Here is a 21,254-nt window from a genome sequence, read left to right as displayed (position 1 = left end):
CCACCCTACGATGCCGACATGCCGCAGAGCCCGAAGTCCGTGCGCCGGAAGGAGCTGCGCGCCCGCCGCCGCACGATCGCCGCGGAGCGCTCCGTCGAGGCCGACGCCGCGGCCCTCGCGCGCGGCGCCCTCGACCTCTTGGACCGGCTCGGGCTCGGGTCCGGCGCGGTCGTGCTCTCGTACGAGTCGGTGCCCGGCGAGCCGCCGACCGCCGCCCTCAACGACGCCCTCGTGGCGCGCGGCGCGCGGGTGCTCGTCCCCGACACCCTCGCCGACCTCGACCTCGACTGGCACGACCTCGTCGACCCGGCGGCGGTCCGCCTCGGCCTCGACACCCCCGCGCGCGCCGACCTCGTGCTCGCCCCCGGCCTCACCGTCGACGCCGACGGCACGCGGATGGGGCAGGGCGGCGGCTGCTACGACAAGGCGCTCCCCCGCCGGCGCGCGGGGGTGCCCGTCGTCGTCCTCCTCCACCCGGGCGAGCTCGACGACGAGCCGCTGCCCCGCGAGGAGCACGACGTGCCCGTCGACGCGGTCCTCACCGCCGACGGGCTGACCGTCCTGCGGGACGAGGTGCTCGACCGCTGAGACCGGAGGTCGCGGTCAGGGACCGCTCGGTGCGCTGTCCGGGCGCAGGGTGAGCACGTCCGGGTCGGTCGCGTCGACCGCGCCCGCCGTGAACGGCCAGGCGCGCTGACGGCCGGCGACCCAGTCGCCGACCTGGTCGGCGTAGTGGTCGTCGAGGACGTGGCCGCTCACGCCGGTCTGGTTGACCCACGTCGAGCGGTCGAGGTCGGAGAGGTCGACGACCATCCGCATCGACGGCGCCCAGTTGACCCGGTAGCCCTCGCTGGTGCTCCAGCCGTTGGCGTTGACGATGGCCGAGCCGCCGGGCATGTCGTAGGGCCCCTCGTTGAACAGCCAGCGCACCGGTCCCGGCACGGCGTCGCCGCCGAGGACGCGGTGCTGGAGGGTCAACCGGTGCAGCTTGCCCCAGTCCCAGCCCTGGGGGTCCTTGCCGAGCTCGGTCGTCAGCTCCAGGCGCGCCTCGACGAGGGCCTGGCGCAGGATCTCGTCGCGCCCCTCGGTGATGTTCGGCGTGAGCCGGTTGTCCCACCAGGCGTTGTCGGGGTCCTCGAGCAGGCGCGTCACGGCCGCGCGCCAGCGGGCGCCGCCGTCGGACTTCATGTCGGCGGGCAGCTCGTCGTCGAACGTCAGCTCGCAGAGGTTGCGCCACACCGCGTTGTAGTACGCCGCCGCCGAGGAGGCGTCGGAGTCGGAGGCGGGGGTCGAGTAGTCCCAGTCGCGCAGCAGGTCCCGGGCGCCCTCGGTGAAGTCGAGCAGGTCCTGCTCGCCGGTCTCGCCCTCGCGCACCTCGAGCGGCACCTTGAGCAGCGCCGGGACGAGGGTCCGCGCGAAGAGGTCCTCGTCGTCCATCTGCACGGACGCCATGTCGGCCGGCGTCGCCTTCTCCAGCTTCTCGAGGCGCTGGGCGATGCGGGTGGACCGGAAGCCGTGGTCCCACTCGGTCGTGAGGAACGGCGTGCGGCTGCTCGTCACCTCCTGGTTGGCGGCGACGACCACGCCGTCCTCGGGGTCGAGCACCCACGGGAGGTCGTCGAAGGACACGTAGCCCTTCCAGTCGTACGAGGAGTCCCACCCGGGCGCCGGCCAGTAGCCGGGCGGGGTCTTCGCGACCGCCGCGCGGCGGATCGGCACGAGCCCCGGGGCCTGGTACCCGATGTGCCCGTCGGTGTCGGCGTAGACGAGGTTCTGCGCGGGGACGGCGAACGAGCGTGCCGCGGTGCGGAACTCGTCGAAGTTCGACGCGAGGTTGAACCCGAGGATGGCGTCCGCGGTCTTGCCGGGCTGCAGCCCCGTCCAGGCGAGCGAGACCGCGTAGTCCTGGTTCTCGTCGCCCTCGGCCGCGGTCGGCGCCCGGCTGCCGGCGTCACGGGCGGAGGCGAGCACGTCGGACATGATCGGCCCGTGCGCGGTCGCGCGGACGGTGATCCGCTGGTCCGCGTGGCCGGCGACCTTGATCGTCTCCTCGCGGGTGGTCACCGGCTCCCAGTCGCCGTCGCGCAGGTAGGTCTGGCCGACGACGCGCTCGAGGTAGAAGTCGGTGACGTCGGGCCCGAGGTTGGTGAAGCCCCACGCGATCCGTCCGTTGTGGCCGATGACGACACCCGGCACGCCGGCGAACGAGAAGCCCGAGACGTCGAGGGGGCACTCGGGGCCGACGGTGCGGCACGAGAGGCTGTTCTGGATCCAGATGCCGGGCTGGCTGACGCCGAGGTGCGGGTCGTTGGCGAGCAGCGGCTTGCCGCTGGCCGTCCTCGCGCCGGAGACCACCCACGAGTTCGAGCCGACCCCCTCGCCGCGGCCGACGAGCTGCGGGACGGCGTGCAGCGCCTTCTCGACCTGCGCGTAGGCCGCCCGCGCGCGCGGGCCGGTCGTCTCGTCCGGCGCCGAGGCGGCGGCCGGGGCCGCGGAGGTGGCGCCCGGCGACCACTCGTCGGTCGAGAGGATCGGCGGGTGCGCCTCCGCGTCGTAGGTCGGGTAGATGTCGGCGATCTGCGCGCGCGAGACCCGGCCGGTGAGGCGGGCGCGCGCGAGCTCGTCGGAGTAGTCGCCGCGCAGGTCCCAGGCCATCGCCTTGAGCCACGCGAGGCTGTCGACGGGCGTCCACTCCTCGATGTCGCCGAGCGGGTTCTGCAGGCCGAGGACCGTGTACTCGGCGGAGACGTCGCCGGGGCTGCGACCCCGCAGGTAGCGGTTGACGCCGTCGGCGTACGCCTGGAGCACCTGACGGGTCTCGGGCTCGAGGGTCGGCAGCTCCTCCTCGGCGATGCGGCGCCACCCCATCGTTCGGATCACCTTGTCGGTCTGGACGCCGGCCGGGCCGACGAGCTCGGCGAGCCGTCCGGCGGTGATGTGCCGGCGCAGGTCCATCTCGAAGAAGCGTTCCTGCGCGTGGACGTACCCCTGCGCGCGGGCGAGGTCGGTGACCGAGTCGCCGTAGATGTGCGGCACGCCGCTGTCGTCGCGCTTGACGGTGACGGCGGCCGAGAGGTCCGGGAGGGTCGCCTCGCCGGAGTGCGTCGGCAGCGAGCTGCGCAGCGCCGTCACGACGAGCACGCCGGCGACCACCGCGACGACGACGATGACGGCGAGGAGTCCCACCAGGACCCGGCGGGCGACGACGAGGCGACTCACCCTGCGAGACTAGGACACCTCCCCCCACGAGACGAGGACGGTCCCCCGTGACGCAGGCGTGGTCGACGCTGCTCGCGGAGGCCGTCGCGCCCACGGGGTTCACGGTCGACGACCTCTCGCGCGTCCTGCTCGTCGGCAGCGTCGTCCTCGTCGTCGCGGTCGCCGCCGTCCGGCTCTCGCTGCGCTCGGGCCTGCCATCGCTCCTCGTCTACCTGGCGATCGGGCTCGCCCTCGGCGAGAACGGCCTCGGCATCCGCTACGACTCCGAGGAGCTGACCCAGGTCCTCGGCTACGCCGCGCTCGTCCTCATCCTCGTCGAGGGCGGCATCACGACGCAGTGGTCCGGCATCCGCCGGTCGGTCGCCCCCGCCATCGCCCTGTCGACCGTCGGCGTCTTCGTCAGCGTCATCGTCGTCGCCGGCGTGACGCGCGGGGTGCTCGGGTGGTCGTGGGAGGTCTCGCTGCTCATCGGTGCCGTCACCGCCTCGACCGATGCCGCCGCCGTGTTCTCGGTGCTGCGTCGCGTCCCGCTGCCCCGGCAGATCTCCGGGATGCTCGAGGCCGAGTCGGGCTTCAACGACGCGCCCGTCGTCCTCCTCGTCACGGCGCTCGCGGCGCAGCTGACGCCGGGCGCCGAGCCCGAGCCGTGGTGGCACCTGCTCCTCGTCGCCGGCCTCGAGCTCGCCGGGGGCGCCGTCGTCGGGCTCGGCGTGGGCTGGCTCGGCGCGCGCGTCATGCGGCTGGTCGCCACGACGTCGTCGGCGCTCTTCGCGATCGGTGTCCTCGCCGTCGCGGTGCTCGCCTACGCCGCCGCCGACAGCATCCACACCTCGGGCTTCATCGCCTGCTACCTCGCGGCGCTCGTCCTCGGCAACCTGCCGATGCCCCACCGCCCCGCCGTCACCGGGTTCGCGACGGCCATCGGCTGGCTCGCCCAGATCGGGCTCTTCGTGCTCCTGGGGCTGCTCGCCAGCCCGAGCGGGTTCGCCGAGCAGCTCGTGCCTGCCCTCGTCGTCGGGGCGGCGGTCCTGCTCCTCGGGAGGCCCCTCTCGGTCCTCGTGTCGGTCACGCCCTTCGGCATCCCGTGGCGCGTCCAGGCCTTCCTCTCGTGGGCCGGCCTGCGCGGCGCGGTCCCCGTCGTCCTCGCCACCGTCCCCGTGACGATGGGGACGCCGGGGGTCGAGTGGATGTTCGACCTCGTCTTCGTCCTCGTCGTCGTCTTCACGATCATCCAGGCGCCGACGCTGCCGTGGGTCGCGCGCCGGCTCGGGGTGGGGGCGCTGCACCACCGCGTCGACCTCGCCGTCGAGGCCACGCCCCTCACCGACCTCGGGGCCGAGATGCTCGAGATCGACATCGGCCCCGCGTCGCGCCTCGCCGGCGTGCGCGTCTTCGAGCTGCGGCTGCCCGCCGGGGCCAACGTCGCGCTCGTCGTCCGCGACGACGCCTCGTTCGTCCCCAAGGACGGCGACGTGCTGCGGCACGACGACCAGCTGCTCGTCATCACCCCGACCGCGGTGCGCGCCCGGGTCGAGGAGCGCCTGCACGCCGTGAGCCGGGGCGGCCGCCTCGCCGGCTGGGCCGAGGACTGAGCCGGCGCCCCCGGGGCGTCGCCGGGCGGACCCCGGGGTCGGCTCAGGGGTGGTCTCGGGGTCGGATCGGGCCCGACCCCCATGGCCGCGACCGGCCGCCCGCGGAAGGGTCGTCCCCATGATCACCGTGGACCACCTCACGAAGCGCTACGGCGCCTTCACCGCCCTCGACGACGTGTCGTTCTCGGCGCGCCCCGGCCGGGTCACCGGCTTCCTCGGCCCCAACGGCGCGGGCAAGACGACGGCGATGCGCGTCGTCGCCGGTCTCACCCCGGCGAGCAGCGGCACCGCGACCGTCCTCGGCCGCCCGTACGCCGCCCTGCCGACCCCCGGCCGCCACGTCGGCCTCCTCCTCGACGCCTCGGCGCAGCACGCGGGCCGCACCGGCCGCGAGGTGCTGACGCTCGGCGCGATCCTCACCGGCGTCGACCGCCGCCGCGTCGACGAGATGCTCGACGTCGTCGGCCTCACCGAGAAGGAGTCCCTGCGCCGGGTGCGCAACTACTCGCTCGGGATGCGCCAGCGGCTCGGCCTCGCCCACGCCCTGCTCGGGGACCCCGAGGTCCTCGTCCTCGACGAGCCCGCCAACGGCCTCGACCCCGCCGGCATCCGCTGGATGCGCGACGTCCTGCGCGGGTACGCCGCGCGCGGCGGCACGGTGCTGCTCAGCTCGCACCTGCTCAACGAGATCGAGCGCGTCGCCGACGACCTCGTCGTCATCGGCAACGGACGGGTCGTCGCCGCCGGCACGACCGACGAGCTGCTCTCGGGCACGGGCACGGTGGCGCGCTCGGTCGACGACGCGGCCCTCGCCGAGGCGCTGCGGGCGGCCGGCGTGGCCGTCTCGCCGTCGGCCACCGGCGGGCTCGTCGCCGAGACCGACGCCGACACCGTCGGGCGGGTCGCCCTGGGCGCCGGAGTGGCGCTGCGCGAGCTGCGCGCCGGCGACGAGCGCGGGCTCGAGGAGATGTTCCTCGAGCTCACGGCCGGCGCCGCCCGCGAGGAGGTGGCGGCGTGAGCACCACGACGGCCACCACCACGACGACCCGCCGCGCGCCGGCGGACAGCACGCCGCACGTCGCGCGCCTGCCCGAGCCGCTCGCCGGGCCGCGCCCCGCGCGGGGCATCCCCTTCGACCGGCTGGTCCGGGCCGAGCTGCGCAAGATGACCGACACCCGGGCCGGGCGATGGCTGCTCGTCGCGATCGGCGTCGTGATCGCCGGGGCGCTCACCGTCCTGTTCGTCCAGCAGGGCGGCGACCACCCGTACGGCGCCTACCTCCAGGCGACGGCGATGCCGATGGCGCTGCTGCTGCCCGTGGTCGGCATCCTCGCCGTGACCTCCGAGTGGTCGCAGCGCACCGCCCTCGTCACCTTCACCCTCGAGGCCCGCCGCGCCCGCGTCGCGTGGGCCAAGGTCGTCGCCGCCCTCGCGGTCGGCGTCGTCGCGGTCGTCCTCTCCTTCGCGCTCGCCGCCGCGGTGCACGCCGCCGCCATCGGGCTGCGCGGCGCGACCGGCGACTGGGGCGTCGAGGGCACCGTGCTGCTCGGCGCGGGCGGCTACGTGCTCCTCGGCCTGCTCCAGGGCCTGGCCTTCGGGATGCTCCTGCGCAACACCCCGGCCGCGGTCGTCCTCTACTACGTGCTCCCGACCGGCTGGTCCATCCTCGGGTCGCTGTGGTCCGCCGCGGCGAGCGCCGGCGAGTGGCTCGACCTCAACCGCACGATGCAGCCGCTGTTCGGCGGGAGCCTCACCGGCGAGCAGTGGGCGCAGCTCGGCACCTCGGTCGGCGTCTGGGTGCTCCTGCCCCTCCTCGTCGGGATGGTGTGGGTCACCCGGGCCGAGGTGAAGTAGACCCCTGGCAGGGCCGGCGGCCCCCGGACCCGGTGTACGGGGCCGGGGGCCCGTCGGGGTGCGGCACCGGGGACGCGGCGCGGGCCGTATCCTTGGGGGGACCGCGCCGCCGCGAGACCCGCACCACCGTGAGGGGTCCGGCGGCGCCCCGATGTCGTCCGAGGAGGACCACCGTGCCGACCTACGCCTACGCGTGCACCGAGTGCGACCACCGCTTCGAGGCCGTCCAGTCCTTCAGCGACGACTCGCTCACCGAGTGCCCCGAGTGCGGCGGGCGCCTGCGCAAGGTCTTCAACGCGGTCGGCATCGTCTTCAAGGGCGGCGGGTTCTACCGCACCGACTCGCGCTCGGGCAGCGGCTCGACGGGGTCGTCCTCCGGGTCGTCCTCGACGGGGAGCTCGGGCTCCTCCGGGTCCTCGACGTCCGAGGGCTCGTCCTCGGGCGGGACGACGTCGTCGTCCTCCTCGTCGACCTCGTCGTCCACAGGGGCCTCCGCGGGCGCGTCGTCGTCCACAACCTCGGCCTGACCCCTCCCGGCGCCGGGCGCCGCGACCTAGCGTCGCGGCATGCCCCTCGCCCTCCTGCCCGGCCTCCTCGGCCCCGGACGCGCCGCCCGCTGGCGGCGCTCGGTGCTGCGCCGGGTGCTCGCGGCCGCCTGCCTCGCGGGGGCGGTGCTCGCCGTGCTGCACGTCGTGCGGCCTCCCCCGCCGCCGACCGTCCCGGTGCTCGTCGCCGCGCGCGAGGTCGCGGCCGGGTCGGTCCTTCGCACCGATGACGTCACGTCCATCCGGGTGCCGGTGGCGGCGCGGCAGCCCGGGGCGCTGACCGACGTCGGCGCGGTGACGGGCCGGCGGGTCGCCGCGGCGCTGGCCGCCGGCGAGGCGGTCACCGCCACGCGCCTGGTCCCGCGGGGTGTCACCGAGGGCCTGCCCTCGGGGCGCGTCGCGCTGCACGTCGCCCTCGCCGACCCGGGGTCGGCCGGGCTGCTCACCCCCGGCGGCGTCGTCGCGGTCCACCCCGGACCGGGTGGTCCCGTCCTGGCGCGCGACGCGGTCGTGCTGTCGGTCGACCCACCGCCCGACGAGGTCGGCCTCGGGGCCGGGCCTGCGCCCCCGACCGCACCCGGGGCGGTGCTCTCGTTGACGCCCGAGGCGGCCGACCGGGTGCTCACCGGGCACGGCGGCACCGACGGGCTCGTCACCGTGACCCTGCTGGCGACCGGCGGGTGAACGGGCGTGGCGGCCGGGTCGTCGGCGCCCCGCGACCGATCCAGCGCCGCGACACGACGGGACGGGGGTCGCGGGCTGCGCGGGAGCGCAATACGGTGGCCGCGTCAACTTCTGCGAAAGGGAAGCACCATGACGGGCTTCAAGAACTTCCTCCTGCGCGGCAACCTCGTCGAGCTCGCCGTCGCGTTCATCATCGGCACGGCGTTCGCGGCGGTCGTCAAGGCCTTCACCGACATCGTCGTCGAGCTCATCGGCAAGGTCACCGGCGGCGCCGAGTTCAAGTTCGACGACTGGCAGCCGGGCGGCTGGACGACCGTGGGGCCGTTCGTCACGGCCACGGTGGCCTTCGTCCTCATGGCCGCGGTCGTGTACTTCCTCGTCGTCAAGCCCTACGAGCGGGCCAAGGAGCGCTTCTTCCCCAAGGAGCCCGAGGCCGAGACCATCGACCCGAACACCGAGCTGCTCAAGGAGATCCGCGACGAGCTGCGTGCCGGGCGCGGCATCGGCGGCTGACCACCGGGCACTCCACCCGCACCCGCGACCGGGCGGCGACCACCACGGTCGCCGCCCCGTCCGCGCGCGGTGGGCGGAACGGCTACTCCCAGTGGGGCGGACGCTGCTCGCGCAGCCAGCGGTCGTGACCGCTCTCCCCGGGGGCCGGCTCGGCCCGGGGCGTGGCGGCGTCGGGGGCGTCGTCGGTGCGGGGGTTGGTCGCGGGCCGGGCGGCGCGGCGGGGCCGCCGCCGACGCGGGCCGGGGTCGTCGCCGGTGGGAGCGCCCGGGCGCTCAGCCACCCGGGGCCTGCCGGACGCCCGCGGCGTCCAGCACCCGCGAGACGACGCGGGCCGGGTCGCGGAAGACCTCGGTCGTCCACACCCGCAGGTGCCGCCAGCCGCGACGCTCGAGCTCGTGGACGCGCACGAGGTCGCGGTCGCGCCCGGACGGGACGCCGGCGTAGGCGGGCCCGTCCCCCTCGACGGCGAGCAGCAGCCGGCCGGGGGCGGTGGGGTCCTCGACAGCGAGCTCGACGGGCAGGGCGGAGGTCCCGACCCCCTCGTGGACGACGAGCCCGTGGGCGCGCAGCCGGCGGGCCAGGTCGGCGAGGACGAGCGAGGTGGCCTCCGCGGACGCCACGACGCCCTCGGCGCCAGCGTGCGCCTCGACGTGCTCGAGGACGGCGCGCAGCATCCGGGCGCCGGAGGTGCGCAGCCGGTCCGGGTCGAGGTCGTCGGCGGTGATCGACGAGACGACGGTGAGACTCCGGCGTGCCCGGGTCAGGGCCACCCCGAGCCGACGGTGGCCGGTGTCGGTGCCGACCGGCCCGAAGCGGTGCAGGACCCGGCCGTGCGGGGTCTTGCCGAAGCCGACGGTGAGGACGACGTCGTCCCACGTCTCGCCCTGGACGTGGTCCGCGTCCCGGACCGAGAAAGCCTCGCGGCGTCCCGGGTCGAAGGACGCGGCGGTGGCGTCGTCGAGGCCGTCGACCGCCCGGCGGACCGCCTCCTCGACGAGCCGGCGGTGGCCCGGCCCGAGTGCGATGACGACGAGCGAGCGGTCCCGGCGCCGGCGGGCGTGGTCGAGGACCAGCGCGACGACCCGCTCGACCTCGGCCGGCGTCGACTCGACCGCGGCCTCGCCCTCGGCGACGACGCCATGACCGTCGACGAGCTCGTGGTGCAGGACCGCGCCCGTCTCCGTCCCGGGGAAGGTCACGAGCGACCCTCCGTGCAGCTCGGTGTCGACGAAGGAGACGAGCCGCTCCTCCATCGCGCCGTACTGCCAGGTGAGCCGGCGGGTCGGCAGGACGTCCTCGAGCAGGTCGAGCACCGACTCGGGCTCGGACTCGTCGGGCACGTCGACCCCCGCGGACACCACGAACGGCACCGGGGGCAGCTGCTGGGCGTCGCCGACGAGGACGACCCGGCGGGCGCGGACGAGCGCCGCGACCGCTTCGGCCGGGGCGACCAGCGAGGCCTCGTCGACGACGACGACGTCGACGCACTCGCCGGGGGGCAGGACCGACGGCACCGCGAGCGGACTGGCGAGCCACACCGGCCGGACGGCGGTGGCGAGCCGGCCGACCGACGCCAGCAGGTCGGGCAGCGCGGCGGGCCGGCGGGCGCGGGCGACCTCGGCGCGCAGCCGGGTCTCCTCGTCCGGACGGGCCCGACGCACCTCGGCGACCCGGCGCGCGACGGCGTCGAGGACGCGCGGGACCTGGCCCTCGAGGGCGACGCGGTCGGAGTCGACGAGGGTCGCGACCGCGGCCGAGAGCCGGGTGGCGTCGAAGTCGCGCAGGGCGGGGTCGTTGGCCCCGAGCTCGTCGGCGATCGAGCACCACCACACCCACGCGAGCTCGGTACGCACCCGGTCGGCGGGGACGGCGCGGGCGCGCAGGTCCTCGACGAGCGCGGTGAGGCCGAGCTGCCCGAGCAGGTCCAGGCCGAGGCGGATGTCCGGCGCCGCGTCGAGCCGGCCGGCCGCGGCGTGCAGGCGGTCCATCCGGGCGGCGAGGGCCGGGAGGTCGAGCTCGACGAGGTCGAGCTCGTCGTCCTCGTGGGGCAGGCGGTCGTCGACCCACGAGGCGTCCTCGACGAGGGCGTCGTGGGCGGCGCGGGCGCGGTCGAGCTCGACGGGGATCTCGGGACGGCCGCCGGAGCCGGCGAGCTCGCGCCAGGCGTGCCGCTGGTGCTCGGCCTCGCGCAGCGCGGCGTGCAGGTCGGCGGGCGGCCGGCCGGGACGCAGGAGCGCGCGGGCCTGCCGCCGCACCCGCCAGCGCTCGAGGGCGCCGAGGTCGGTGCCGGAGTCGCGGCGCTCGCTGCGCGTGGCGGTCGCCACGACGAGGTCGTCGAGCGGGATGTCGAACACCTCGGGGCGGAAGACCTCGAGGGTGTCGCGGACCTGGCCGACGGTCGCGAGCACGCGGTCCCAGTCCAGCACCGTCGGCGAGGCCGGCAGGTGCACACCCCGGAAGACGTCGGCCAGCGTCCGGCGGGTGTCCTGGACCAGCCCGGTGGCGAGCCGCTCGACGCGCTCACGGGCCTCCTCGGCCACCTCGGCGGTGCGCAGGTCGGCGCCGAACCAGGGGTCGTCGGCGCCGTCGCCGTCCCAGGCCGCGAGGGTCGCGACCCGGGTGAGGATGTCGCCGGCCTCGGCGAGCGTCTCGCGGTCGAGGCGGGCGAGGACGGCGCCCGCGAGCCGCACCCGCGAGCGGGGCGCGTCCTCGAGCAGGGCGTGGCGGCTCACCTCCTCCTGCACCTGGTGCAGGGTGACGCCCCACGGGTCGCGGTGGCCGTGCAGCGCCCGCAGGTGGGTGTCGAGGAGGGCCGCGGCCTCGGCGCGCCCGCGGCGCGACTCGCTGCCCTCGGGGCCGGGCGCGGTGCGGCGGGGGGACGAGGGCGCGCCCGAGACGCGCTCGACGGCCCGGTCCAGCCCGTCGACGAGGGAGCGCACGACGGCCCGCCGGGTGTGGCCGCCGCCGACGAGGTCGAGGACGAGCTCGCCGAGCCCGACGTCGGTCAGGCGGTCGCGCACCGCGTCGAGGGCCGTGCGCTTCGGGGAGACGACGAGCACGCGCTGGCCGTCCGCCGCGAGCGCGGCCGCGAGGTTGGCGACGGTCTGCGACGCACCCGTCCCGGACGGCGCGTGGAGCAGCAGGTGCGACCCGCCGCGGACCGCCTCGACCGCCTCGCGCTGGGTGGCGTCCGCGTCGAGCACGAGGAAGTCCTCGACCGGCCCCCGGGCACCGTCGGCGGCCCCCACCGCGACGGCGGGGAGCGCGTCGGCCACGCCGGCGAGGGCCGCCACGACGTCGTGCTCGGCGAGCGCGTCGCCGTGCGCCGCGAGGTCGGCCACGAGCGGGGCCTTGTGGTACGGGAAGGTGCTGATGACCACCCTCGGGTCGACCGAGAGGTCGGGCACCGCGCGGCACGCGTCGGCGAGCGCGGCGTAGGCCGGGTAGGGGTCGAGCGACCCGCCGGCGGTGGCGAGCTGCTCGAGCCGGTCGGTGTCGAGGGTGATGCCGTGCTCGGACGCGAGGTAGTTGACGAGCGCGGGGTTGACCTCGAGCTCGTCACCGGGCTCGAGCACCCAGTCGTGACGGCGCGGGTCGGCGGGCCGGGTGGCGAGCGCGCGCAGGAAGACCGGTGCGCCGGGCTGGCGCGGGACGACCCGTCCGTCGTCGAGCACGACGGTCCACGACGCCATCCCGACCCCGAGGAAGCAGGTGCGCACGGCGTGCTCGCGCTCGATCTCGGTCGCGGTGTCGTGGATGCGCCCGAGCCGGGTGCGGGCGTCGTCGAGGGCGTGCGGCTCGCGGACCAGGTCCGACAGCCGCGTCGCGCCACCGGCGAGGAGGCCGCTGCGGGCGCCGAGGTGCGCCGAGGACAGGTCGAGGGTGCCGACCGGGAGGTCGCGGTACCAGAGCAGCGTGTTGGGGCCGCCGAGCTCGACGAGCTGGCGGGTCCACCGGGCCCGGGCGTCGGCGACGCGCTGGGCCCGGAGCGTGGCGGGGTCCGGGGCGATGCTCAGGTGCCCTCCCCGCGGTTCGTCGTCGTGGGCGGCGTCGGCGGCGCCGACCCGTCGGTCGGGCCGTGCGTCGCGCACCGGTCCGCTCGCAGTCACCCCAGCAGGCTAACAACGCGCCCCCGAGCGTCCCGGGAGGCGCGGCGCAGGCACCCCCACCCCGGTCGAGGTGACACCCGACCACGAGAGGGTCGACCTTCACCTCCACCGGCACCCCCGCGCCGGTCGAGGTGAAACCCGACCACGAGAGGGTCGACCTTCACCTCGAACCGATCCTGACGGCTGGGGTCCCGAGAGGTCCCCGGCCCGCTGTCGGTCGCTCCACATGTCGGAGCACCCGGGATGAGCGGCTCCCCTGCGTCACGCCTCGGAGCATCCGGGATGAGCGGCTCCCCTGCGTCACCCCTCGGAGCACCCGGGACGAGCGGCTGCCTGCGTCACCACCGGACGCAACCGACCACTCGTCATGAGCGCCTCGGACGGTGACGCAAGCGACCGTTCGTCATGGTTGCCTCAGAGGAGGAAGCACACGACAGCGGCCGGACGAGCACTGTCTCCTGGACGGGTCCGTCCGCCACCGTGCGGTCGCCCACGTCGGGTCACAGCGGGCTCCGACGTCAGGCGGGGACCGGCCGAGCATCGCCGTCGAGCGGGTCGGCGGGGACGCGGGTCGCGATCGCCACGAGGCCGATGACCATCGCGAAGCCGAGCGAGGTCAGCGCCAGCGCCTGGAAGCCGACGCGGTCGACGATGACCCCGGCGACCGCGCCCCCGCCGCCCGCGGCGAGCCCCATGAGCAGGTCGGAGGCCCCCTGGACCCCCGGCCGCTCGGCGGCGGGCACGGCCGAGGTCAGCAGGGTGGATCCCGCGACGAGCGTGCAGGACCAGCCGAGGCCGAGGAGGAAGAGCCCGCCGATGAGCGTCGAGGACTCACCCATGGGCGACACCGACGCGAGCAGCGTCGCGGCGCCGAGGATGCCCGACCCGACGAGCGCGACGACGCGGCCGCCGACGCGATCCACGGCGAGGCCGGTGAGCGGAGAGAAGGCGTACATCCCGATGATGTGGATGCTGATGACGAGCCCGATCACGGTCAGCTCGGCGTGCCCGTGGGACATGTGCAGGGGTGTCATCACCATGACCGAGACCATGACGCCGTGCCCGAGGGCCAGGGTGAGCAGCCCGAGGCGCGCGACGGGGTGGGCGAAGGCGACGCGCAGCCCGCGGGTCACCGAGCCGTGGGTCGGCTCCCCGGGCTCGCCGCCTTCGTCGAGCGCGAGGCGGCGCGAGAGCAGGAGCGGGTCCGGGCGCAGGCGCACGAGCACGACGACGATGGCCAGCAGCAGCCCGACGAGCGAGAAGACGAACGGGCCGGTGAGCCGCGGCAGGCCGAGGGCGTCGGCCACGGGGGCGCTCGGGCCGACGAGGTTCGGGCCGAGGACGCTGCCGACGGTGGTGGCCCACACGACGATGCTCAGGTCGCGGGCCCGCCGGTCGGGCGGCGCGAGGTCGGCGGCGGCGTAGCGGCTCTGGCTGTTCGCGGTCGTCGCCCCGCCGAACGCCAGGCTGGCGACGAGCAGGAGCGGGAAGCTGCCGATGATCCCCGCGGTGATGAGCCCGACCGCGCCGGCCGCCGCGAGTGCGTACCCGAGGGCGAGGCCCGGCCGGCGACCGCGGGCGGCCATGACCCGGGCCATCGGGATGGCGACGAGCGCGGAGCCGAGGACCTGGAAGGTCCCGCCGAGGCCGGCGAAGCGTGCCGAGCCGCTCACCTCCTCTGCGAGCAGGGCGCCCACGGCGATCCCGGCCGACAGCCCGACGCCGCCGAGCACCTGCGACCCGACGAGCGTCGTGACGGTCCGGCGCTGCATTGTCGCGCGGTCCGGGGTCTGCAGGGCGTCGGTCACGAGCCGCAGTATGCCGCCGCGCCGGGCGGCGTACGCGCCGGGTCGACACCGGCCGCGCGCGCCGAGCACGGGTCGCGCCCCGTAGGCTGTGCGCGGTCTTCCCGCCCTCGTAGCTCAGGGGAAGAGCACTTCTCTCCTAAAGAAGGTGTCGCAGGTTCGAATCCTGCCGGGGGCACTCAGGGCCGGTCGCGCGGAGCGCAACCGGCCCGAGTGCCGTCCGGGCGGATGACGGGAGCCGGAGCCGACCGCGAGGAACGAGCGGACGGCTCCGGCGGCTCCTGCCGGAGTCACGCGCGCACCACGCGGCGTCCTCGGCTGGGCCGAGATCCTGCTGTTCCCCTCCCGCGAGCCGTGGCCGGACGAGCCCCTCGCGGCCTGACCCCCGAGGGACCGGACGCCCAGCGTCGACCGGCCCTCACCACCCCGGGGGACCCGGCCGTTCGGCCATGGTTCGACGACGGGTCGACACCGTTGTCAAGTTCGACCGGTCGGTGCCGATGGGTCATCCGCCACGGCTCGCCGACCGCGCGGGCCCACGTCGAGGAGGTCCTGTGCTGCGTCGGACGGTCGGCTTCCTCGCGCTGTACTGCGTGGCGATCGCCCTGGGGCGCGCGACGGCACAGCCCGAGACGCAGCTCGCCCTCTTCTGGCCGGCGGCCGGCGTGGGCGTCCTGTGGGCGCTGCGCACGGTCTCGCGGCGCGAGCTCGCCGGCGCCGCCGCCCTGACCGGGGTCGCGGCCACCGTCGGCAACGTCCTCACCGGCTTCGACCTCCTGCCCGGCGTCCTGCTGGGCCTGGGCAACCTGCTGCTCGGCCTCTTCACCGTCCTCCTCTACCGGGCCGTGGCGCCGCGGCACGAGCGGCGCGGCAGCGTCCGCCGCCTCTCGGAGCTCAACCGCCTCGTGCTCTCGACGAGCGTGGCCATCCTCGCGACGTCCGCCTGCGGGCTGGCCGCCCTCCTCGTCGAGGGACGCGAGGCCTCCCTCGCGGTCGGCGTCGCGATGTACCTGCGCAACCTCGCGTCGGTGGTCGTCGTCGTCGGCGCGACCCTCGGCACCCGCCGGCACCTCACGAGGCCCGGCGCACGCCAGAGCGTGGAGGCCGCGGCCATCCTCGGGACGACCGGCGCCGTCACGTGGTGGGTCTTCGGGCCGGGCCAGTCCCTGCCGCTGGCCTTCATCCCGCTCGGCCTGCTCGTGTGGGCAGGTGTCCGGCTCCCGCTCCCGCTCACCGCCCTCGACGGGGCGGTCGTGGCGGTGCTCCCCCTCGTCCGGCTGATGACAGGGGCCGGCGGCCCCTTCGCCGGGATCCGCGACGCCCACACGCAGGCGCTCGTCCTGCAGGGCTACATGATGCTCGTCGCCTTCCTGGCCCTCGTCCTCGGTACCTACCGCGCCGAGCTGCGCTCCCTCGTCGGGAGCGTGCGCCAGGAGCACCAGTGGTCCGACCGCCTCATCGCCTACGCACCGAGCGGGCTGCTCGTCGTGCGTCCGGAGGGCCTGGTGCTGCAGGCCAACCAGGCGGTCGGCGAGATCCTGCGACGCGACCCCGCCGACCTCGTCGGGATCCGCGGCGACAGCCTCGACGAGGGCACCGAGCCCGGCCTCGCCACCATCCTCGCGCGGGCCGTCGAGGCCGACGGCGAGCTGGTCCAGGCCGAGTGGACCGCCCGGGACCACGCCCAGCAGTCGATCGTGCTCTCGTGCAGCGCCCGCGCCGTGCCCGGTCCGGACGGCGACCTCGTCGTCCTCGTCAACCTCGTCGACGTCTCCGAGCGCCGGCTCATCGAGCAGCGGCACGCGCACGACGCCGCGCACGACGAGCTGACCGGGCTGCCCAACCGTCGCCAGCTCGACACCCTCATCGCCTGCCACCGCCAGACCCCCCGCGCGCGGGAGCGCGGCGCGCTGCTCCTCATCGACCTCGACCACTTCAAGCAGGTCAACGACACCCGCGGCCACGCCGCCGGCGACGTCCTGCTCGCGGACGTCGCGCGCGTGCTGCGCCGGGCCGTCGGCGACCAGGGGACCGTCGGGCGCCGGGGTGGTGACGAGTTCGAGGTGCTCCTCCCGGAGGCCGACCTCGCCGCCGCCGAGGCCGTCGCGTGGTCCCTCGTCGACGTCGTCGAGAAGCACGGCCACGCCACGCGCGTCGAGCTCGGGTGCGCCGTCACCGCGAGCATCGGCGTCGCCACGTTCGGGCAGGCCCACGCCGCGGACATCGACGTCGAGGTGCTCGCCGACTCGGCGATGTACTCCGCGAAGCGCACCGGCGGCAACAAGACCCGCACCTGGCACCCCGTCGAGCCGGCCGCCCAGCCGCCGGCGACGCTCTCCGCCTCCGCCTGACGCCTCCCCTCCCCGTCCCCCGGAGACGCGTCCCCGTCCACGGCGGGGCTCCGGGCCGCGCCCCCTCTGCGCACTTCTGTCGGGGAACACGGTCGCGACTCATTGCCCATCTGCCACCTCCCGACCCCTCCAGGAGGCCCTGGGAGGTGGCGGATGGGCAATCAGTCGGTGACGGCCGGCTCGGGCGCGGGCCGACCGAAGAGGTAGCCCTGCCCGAAGCGCACCCCGAGCGAGCGCAGCGTGTCCCACTGCCGGGCGGTCTCGACGCCCTCGGCGCAGACGGTCGACCCCATGCTCTCGGCCCAGCCGACGAGCGTGCGCAGGTCGTGCTGGCGGTCCGGGTCGTCGAGGTCGTCGAGCAGGCCGCGGTCGAGCTTGACGACCTCGGGCCGCAGCCGCATGAAGCGCTCGACCGTCGAGTAGCCCTTGCCCCAGTCGTCGACGGCGATGAGGGCCCCGCGCGCGCGGCAGTCGGCGACGACCTCGCGCACCCGGTCCCACTCCTCGACGTCGGTCTGCTCGGTGATCTCGATGACGAGGCCGGTGAGGTCGGCGGGCAGCACGGCGGCGACGGCCTCGCTGATGAGCGCGCCGACGCTGACGTTGACCGACAGGTAGCCCTGCGGGGGCCGACGACGCAGCGCCGCGGCGATGGCCGCCGCCTCGAGCAGCGACCCGTCCCCGACGCGGTGGGCCTCGGCGAAGACGGACTCCGGGTCGCCCTCGGCGAAGCGGCTGAGGGCCTCGTGGCCGATGGGGTCGCCGACGTGCAGGTCGACGACCGGCTGCAGGGCGATGCGGACCGGCGGGGTCGTGCCCTCGAGCCCGGCTCCCGCCACGCGCACGCACCCGCGGCCGGCGTGCTTGGCGTCGTAGAGCGCCCGGTCGGCCCGCTCGACGACCGCGCCGGGCTGCGCACCGGGCTCCCAGACGGCGACCCCGGCCGAGAACCGCTGGCCATCGGGGGTCACGGCCTGCATCGCCTCGAGCCGACGGACCGCCTCGTCGGGGTCGACGCCGGGCAGGAGGAGGCCGAACTCCTCACCGCCGTAGCGCGCGAGCAGCTCACCCGGCTCGAGGAGCGCCCCCCACGCCGCGACGGCCTCACGCAGGAGCCGGTCGCCGGCCTGGTGCCCCAGCCGGTCGTTGTAGCGCTTGAAGTGGTCGAGGTCGACGAGCGCCACGGTCAGCGGCCCCCCGTCCTCCTCGGCCCGGTGGACCGCGCGCCCGAGCTCGTGGTCCCACGACCGACGGTTCGGCGCCCCGGTGAGGCCGTCGCTGCGGGCGAGGGCGGAGAGCTGCACCGCCTGCTCCTCGACGACGCGGACGAGGACGGCGATGCGGACGACGACGAGCAGCGAGAGGACGATGCAGCCCGCCCCCACGACGCCCCACGGGATGTCGAGCCCCAGCGTGCCGACCACGAGGAGCGTGATGCCGGGCAGCGCCGCCGCGCCACCGAGGGCCGCGAGCCGGCGCCCGACCGACGCCGCGGGCGCGGAGCGGGTCTCGCCGCCGACGAGCGCCGCCCCGGACGGCGAGCACGCTGCGGCCGCGGCCGCGACGTAGCCGAGCAGCCACAGCACGTCGAGCCAGCGCGGCGTGGCCGCCAGGGGGTCGACGAGGGCGAAGGCGTTCCACACGAGGTCGGCGGCGGTCGTCGCGGCCAGGCTCAGCATGAGGAAGCGGAAGGCCGGGTTGCGCGAGCCGACCGAGGTCCACAGCCGGACCAGCACCCCGACGAGGACGACGTCGCCGACGGGGTAGGCCGTGGCGACGAGCCGGCCGAGCACCGAGGTCGTGGAGTCCACGGCGATCGGCGCCACGAGGAAGGTCCCGACGACCGTGCCGAAGCCGGCGGCGACGATGAGCGCCTCGAGGATCGGGGTCGGGTCCATCCCGCGCTGCCGGCCGCGGACCAGCCGCAGCAGGCCGACGGTGAGGACGACGTAGCCGGAGAGGTAGAAGACGTCGCTGGTCAGCGGGTAGCTCGTGAGGTGGAGGTAGCTCTGCTCGACCGTGAACAGCGCGTCGCCCGCGACCCAGAGCGAGTACCCGGCCAGGACGACGAGCCAGCCCCGGCGGCGGGCGGTGAGGCGTCGGGCGCCGGCGAGGGCGAGCACCATGGCGAGGACCCCGGCGACGCTGTTGCCGACGTCGCGCGCCGTCCCGTCCGGCACGACGAGGTAGGCCCCGCACAGCGCGAGCAGCCCGAGCAGCGCCGCGCGCAGCGGCGTGGGCATCGGCGCGATGGGCACCGGCTGCACCGGGCGGTTCCGCGGGCCCGCGACGGCGCGCGGACCGCTCCCCCGAGCCCCGTGGACCTCGTCGGCGGCGTCCCCCTGCCGCGCCGACCGGGGGGTCACCCGACCCGCACCTCGTCGACGCGTGGCGCACCGCCCGGGACGAGCGCCCGGGCCTCGGCGAAGGGCACGGGCCGCGACCAGAGGTAGCCCTGTCCGCGCCCGCAGTCCTGCTCCTCGAGCCAGGCCGCCTGCTCGGAGGTCTCCACGCCCTCGGCGACGGTCGTCATCTTGAGCGAGCGGCTCATCTCGAGGATGGCCAGGGTGACGGTCGCCGCGTGGCGGTCGTCGACGATGTCGTCGATGAAGCTCTTGTCGACCTTGAGGATGTCGACGGGCAGCTGGGAGAGGTAAGACAGCGAGCTGTAGCCGGTGCCGAAGTCGTCGATCGCGATGGACACCCCGAGGTCGCGCAGCCCGTGGAGGGAGCCGGCCGCGGACACGATGTCGTCGAGGAGCACCGACTCGGTGATCTCGAGGACGAGCAGGGTGGGGTCAAGCCCGGTGCGGGCGAGGACGCCGGCGACCTCGGCGGTGAAGTCGGGCTTGCACAGCTGCTGGGCGGAGACGTTGACGGCCATCGTCACGCGGGCCCCCGGGGCCTGGAGCTCGACGGCGGCCCGGCAGGCCTCGGCGAGCACCCACGACCCGAGGGCGACGATCGCGCCGGACTCCTCGGCGGCGGGGATGAACTCGTTCGGCGGCAGGAAGCCCCGCGACGGGTGCTGCCAGCGCACGAGCGCCTCGAAGCCGGTCACCTCGCGCGTCCGGAGGTTGACGGTCGGCTGGAAGTGCAGGAGCAGGCCGCCGGTCTCGATGGCCTCGACGAGCTCGTTCTGGAGGGTCAGCCGGTCGAGCGTCACCGCGTGCTGGGCGGCGTCGAAGACGCGCAGCGTGCCCTTGCCCTGCTCCTTGGCCCAGTACATCGCGACGTCGGCCTCGCGCAGGACGTCCTCCGCGGTCGAGCTGCGGGTGTCGGCGAAGGCGATGCCGAGGCTGGCCTTGACCGCCCAGGACACCCCGTCGATCGAGACCGGCTGCGCGAGCACCTCGAGGATGCGCTGCCCCATCTGCTCGGCGGCAGCGCGGTCGGTCTCCTCCATGAGGACGGCGAACTCGTCGCCACCGAGCCGGGCCGCGGTGTCGCGGGAGCGCAGCACGGAGCGGAGGCGGTCGGTGACGACGACGAGGAGCCGGTCGCCGACGGAGTGGCCGCGGGTGTCGTTGACCTGCTTGAAGTCGTCGAGGTCGAGGAACATCACGGCGAGGGTGCCCTCGCGGCGGGAGATTGCGTGCTCGAGCCGGTCGGCGAACAGCGCGCGGTTGGCGAGCCCGGTCAGGGCGTCGTGGAAGGCCTGGTGCGAGAGCTGCTCGGCGAGCTCGTGCTGCTCGGTGACGTCACGCAGCGTGAGCAGCCACGCCTCGACGGTCGACTCGCCGAGCAGGTTGGTCAGCGTGCCCTCGCCGACGATGGTCCGCCCGTCCGCGCGGGTGAGCCGCAGCCGGACCGCCTGGTCCCCCTGACGTCCGTCGGTGAGGAGCGCGAGCAGGGTCGGCGCCTCGTCGCCGACGAGGTCCTTGACGTGCTGCCCGACGAGCTCGTCGGGCGTGCGACCGATGACCGCCGGGGCGGACGGGCTGACGAACGAGATCGTCGCGTCGGCCTCGATGACGACGATGAGGTCGGCGCTGTTCTGGACCAGGGCCAGCAGGCGCCGCTCGCGCTGGTCGACGACCCGCTGGGCCGTCAGCTCGCGCTCCAGCCGCCGATGCCGGTCGACGATCCGGCGGAACCAGGCGAACCAGCCGACGGAGACCCCGACGAGGAGGCCGGCGTGGATGGCGAAGGCCAGCCAGGCGCGGGCGCTGCTCGCCTCGGCGAGCTCTTCCGCGAGGGCGGCGTCCGCGACGCGCAGCGTCGCGAGCGCGCCCGCGTCGCCGGGAGCGGCCTCGAGCGCCCGGGCGGCGTCGACGGCCGTCGCGCCGACCGAGCCGGGGGTGAGGTCCACGCCGGCCCGCGCGAGCCCGTCGACCGTGCGGGTCAGGGCGTCGGGGGTGGCCGAACCGCTCGCGACGGACGTGGCGACGGCGGAGAACGCGGCCGCGGCCTCGCGCTGGCGATGGACGCCGTCCCCGAGGTGCCAGACCCCGGTGAGGAAGGCCATCTCGAGCACGACGACGAACAGCGTGCCCACGACGGTGGCCGTCGAGCGCAGCCGGGTGCGGCCGTCGCGGTTCATCAGAGCTCCTGGTCTGGTGTCCGCGGTTCGGACCCCACG

14 protein-coding genes and 1 tRNA gene are annotated in these 21,254 nt (G+C 75.6%); 9 read left to right on the top strand and 6 right to left on the bottom strand.

What is annotated here, in order from left to right:
- Window positions 1–18: 18 nt before the first annotated feature.
- Complete coding sequence (locus LG324_RS06240; RefSeq protein WP_404352542.1) at window positions 19–588, top strand: 5-formyltetrahydrofolate cyclo-ligase; 570 nt, start codon at window positions 19–21, stop codon at window positions 586–588.
- 15 nt (window positions 589–603) lie between these two features.
- On the opposite strand, the gene LG324_RS06235 is transcribed toward LG324_RS06240, so the two are convergent.
- A complete protein-coding gene (locus LG324_RS06235) occupies window positions 604–3,219 on the bottom strand; it encodes a penicillin acylase family protein (protein WP_404352540.1) in 2,616 nt (871 codons plus the stop codon).
- Between the two features lie 47 nt (window positions 3,220–3,266).
- Between LG324_RS06235 and LG324_RS06230 the strand changes: the two genes are divergently transcribed.
- The 6 genes from LG324_RS06230 (at window position 3,267) to mscL (ending at window position 8,407) form a co-directional block, all read left to right on the top strand.
- On the top strand, window positions 3,267–4,811 hold the full coding sequence (locus LG324_RS06230; protein WP_404352538.1) for a potassium/proton antiporter: 1,545 nt from the start codon (window positions 3,267–3,269) through the stop codon (window positions 4,809–4,811).
- 118 nt (window positions 4,812–4,929) lie between these two features.
- Window positions 4,930–5,829: an ABC transporter ATP-binding protein gene (locus tag LG324_RS06225; RefSeq protein ID WP_030528687.1), complete on the top strand. Its 900-nt coding sequence runs from the start codon at window positions 4,930–4,932 to the stop codon at window positions 5,827–5,829.
- Entirely contained in the window at window positions 5,826–6,665 is an 840-nt protein-coding gene (locus LG324_RS06220; protein ID WP_404352536.1) for an ABC transporter permease, read from the top strand. The genes LG324_RS06225 and LG324_RS06220 overlap by 4 nt, the downstream gene beginning before the upstream one ends.
- Window positions 6,666–6,838: 173 nt before the next feature.
- Window positions 6,839–7,192, top strand: coding sequence for an FmdB family zinc ribbon protein (locus LG324_RS06215; protein ID WP_404352535.1), 354 nt, complete (start codon window positions 6,839–6,841; stop codon window positions 7,190–7,192).
- 39 nt (window positions 7,193–7,231) lie between these two features.
- Complete coding sequence (locus tag LG324_RS06210; protein WP_404352533.1) at window positions 7,232–7,894, top strand: SAF domain-containing protein; 663 nt, start codon at window positions 7,232–7,234, stop codon at window positions 7,892–7,894.
- A gap of 129 nt (window positions 7,895–8,023) precedes the next feature.
- On the top strand, window positions 8,024–8,407 hold the full coding sequence (gene mscL, locus LG324_RS06205) for a large conductance mechanosensitive channel protein MscL (protein ID WP_207024979.1): 384 nt from the start codon (window positions 8,024–8,026) through the stop codon (window positions 8,405–8,407).
- A gap of 82 nt (window positions 8,408–8,489) precedes the next feature.
- Here the strand turns inward: mscL and LG324_RS06200 are convergent, their stop codons facing one another.
- From LG324_RS06200 to LG324_RS06190, 3 genes are all read right to left on the bottom strand, one after another.
- Window positions 8,490–8,687: a hypothetical protein gene (locus tag LG324_RS06200; RefSeq protein WP_404352531.1), complete on the bottom strand. Its 198-nt coding sequence runs from the start codon at window positions 8,685–8,687 to the stop codon at window positions 8,490–8,492.
- A complete protein-coding gene (locus LG324_RS06195) occupies window positions 8,680–12,516 on the bottom strand; it encodes an AAA domain-containing protein (RefSeq protein ID WP_404352530.1) in 3,837 nt (1,278 codons plus the stop codon). Before LG324_RS06195 ends, LG324_RS06200 begins: the two co-directional genes overlap by 8 nt.
- Window positions 12,517–13,034: 518 nt before the next feature.
- Window positions 13,035–14,324, bottom strand: coding sequence for an MFS transporter (locus LG324_RS06190; RefSeq protein WP_404352529.1), 1,290 nt, complete (start codon window positions 14,322–14,324; stop codon window positions 13,035–13,037).
- Between the two features lie 103 nt (window positions 14,325–14,427).
- On the opposite strand from LG324_RS06190, the gene LG324_RS06185 reads away from it, so the two are divergent.
- Window positions 14,428–14,499 (top strand) — tRNA-Arg (locus tag LG324_RS06185).
- Between the two features lie 376 nt (window positions 14,500–14,875).
- Window positions 14,876–16,672: a diguanylate cyclase gene (locus LG324_RS06180; protein WP_404352528.1), complete on the top strand. Its 1,797-nt coding sequence runs from the start codon at window positions 14,876–14,878 to the stop codon at window positions 16,670–16,672.
- A 161-nt stretch (window positions 16,673–16,833) separates the two neighbouring features.
- On the opposite strand, the gene LG324_RS06175 is transcribed toward LG324_RS06180, so the two are convergent.
- The gene (locus tag LG324_RS06175) at window positions 16,834–18,939 is read right to left on the bottom strand and encodes an EAL domain-containing protein (RefSeq protein WP_404352527.1); all 2,106 of its coding nucleotides are present in this window, start codon (window positions 18,937–18,939) and stop codon (window positions 16,834–16,836) included.
- Between the two features lie 95 nt (window positions 18,940–19,034).
- Complete coding sequence (locus tag LG324_RS06170) at window positions 19,035–21,215, bottom strand: putative bifunctional diguanylate cyclase/phosphodiesterase (protein ID WP_404352526.1); 2,181 nt, start codon at window positions 21,213–21,215, stop codon at window positions 19,035–19,037.
- Window positions 21,216–21,254: the final 39 nt, after the last annotated feature.

Source organism: Phycicoccus jejuensis (assembly GCF_044797865.1).
Lineage (GTDB): Bacteria > Actinomycetota > Actinomycetes > Actinomycetales > Dermatophilaceae > Phycicoccus > Phycicoccus jejuensis.
The sequence above is the reverse complement of the archived record's forward strand: the minus strand, read 5'-3'. Positions and strand labels throughout refer to the sequence as shown.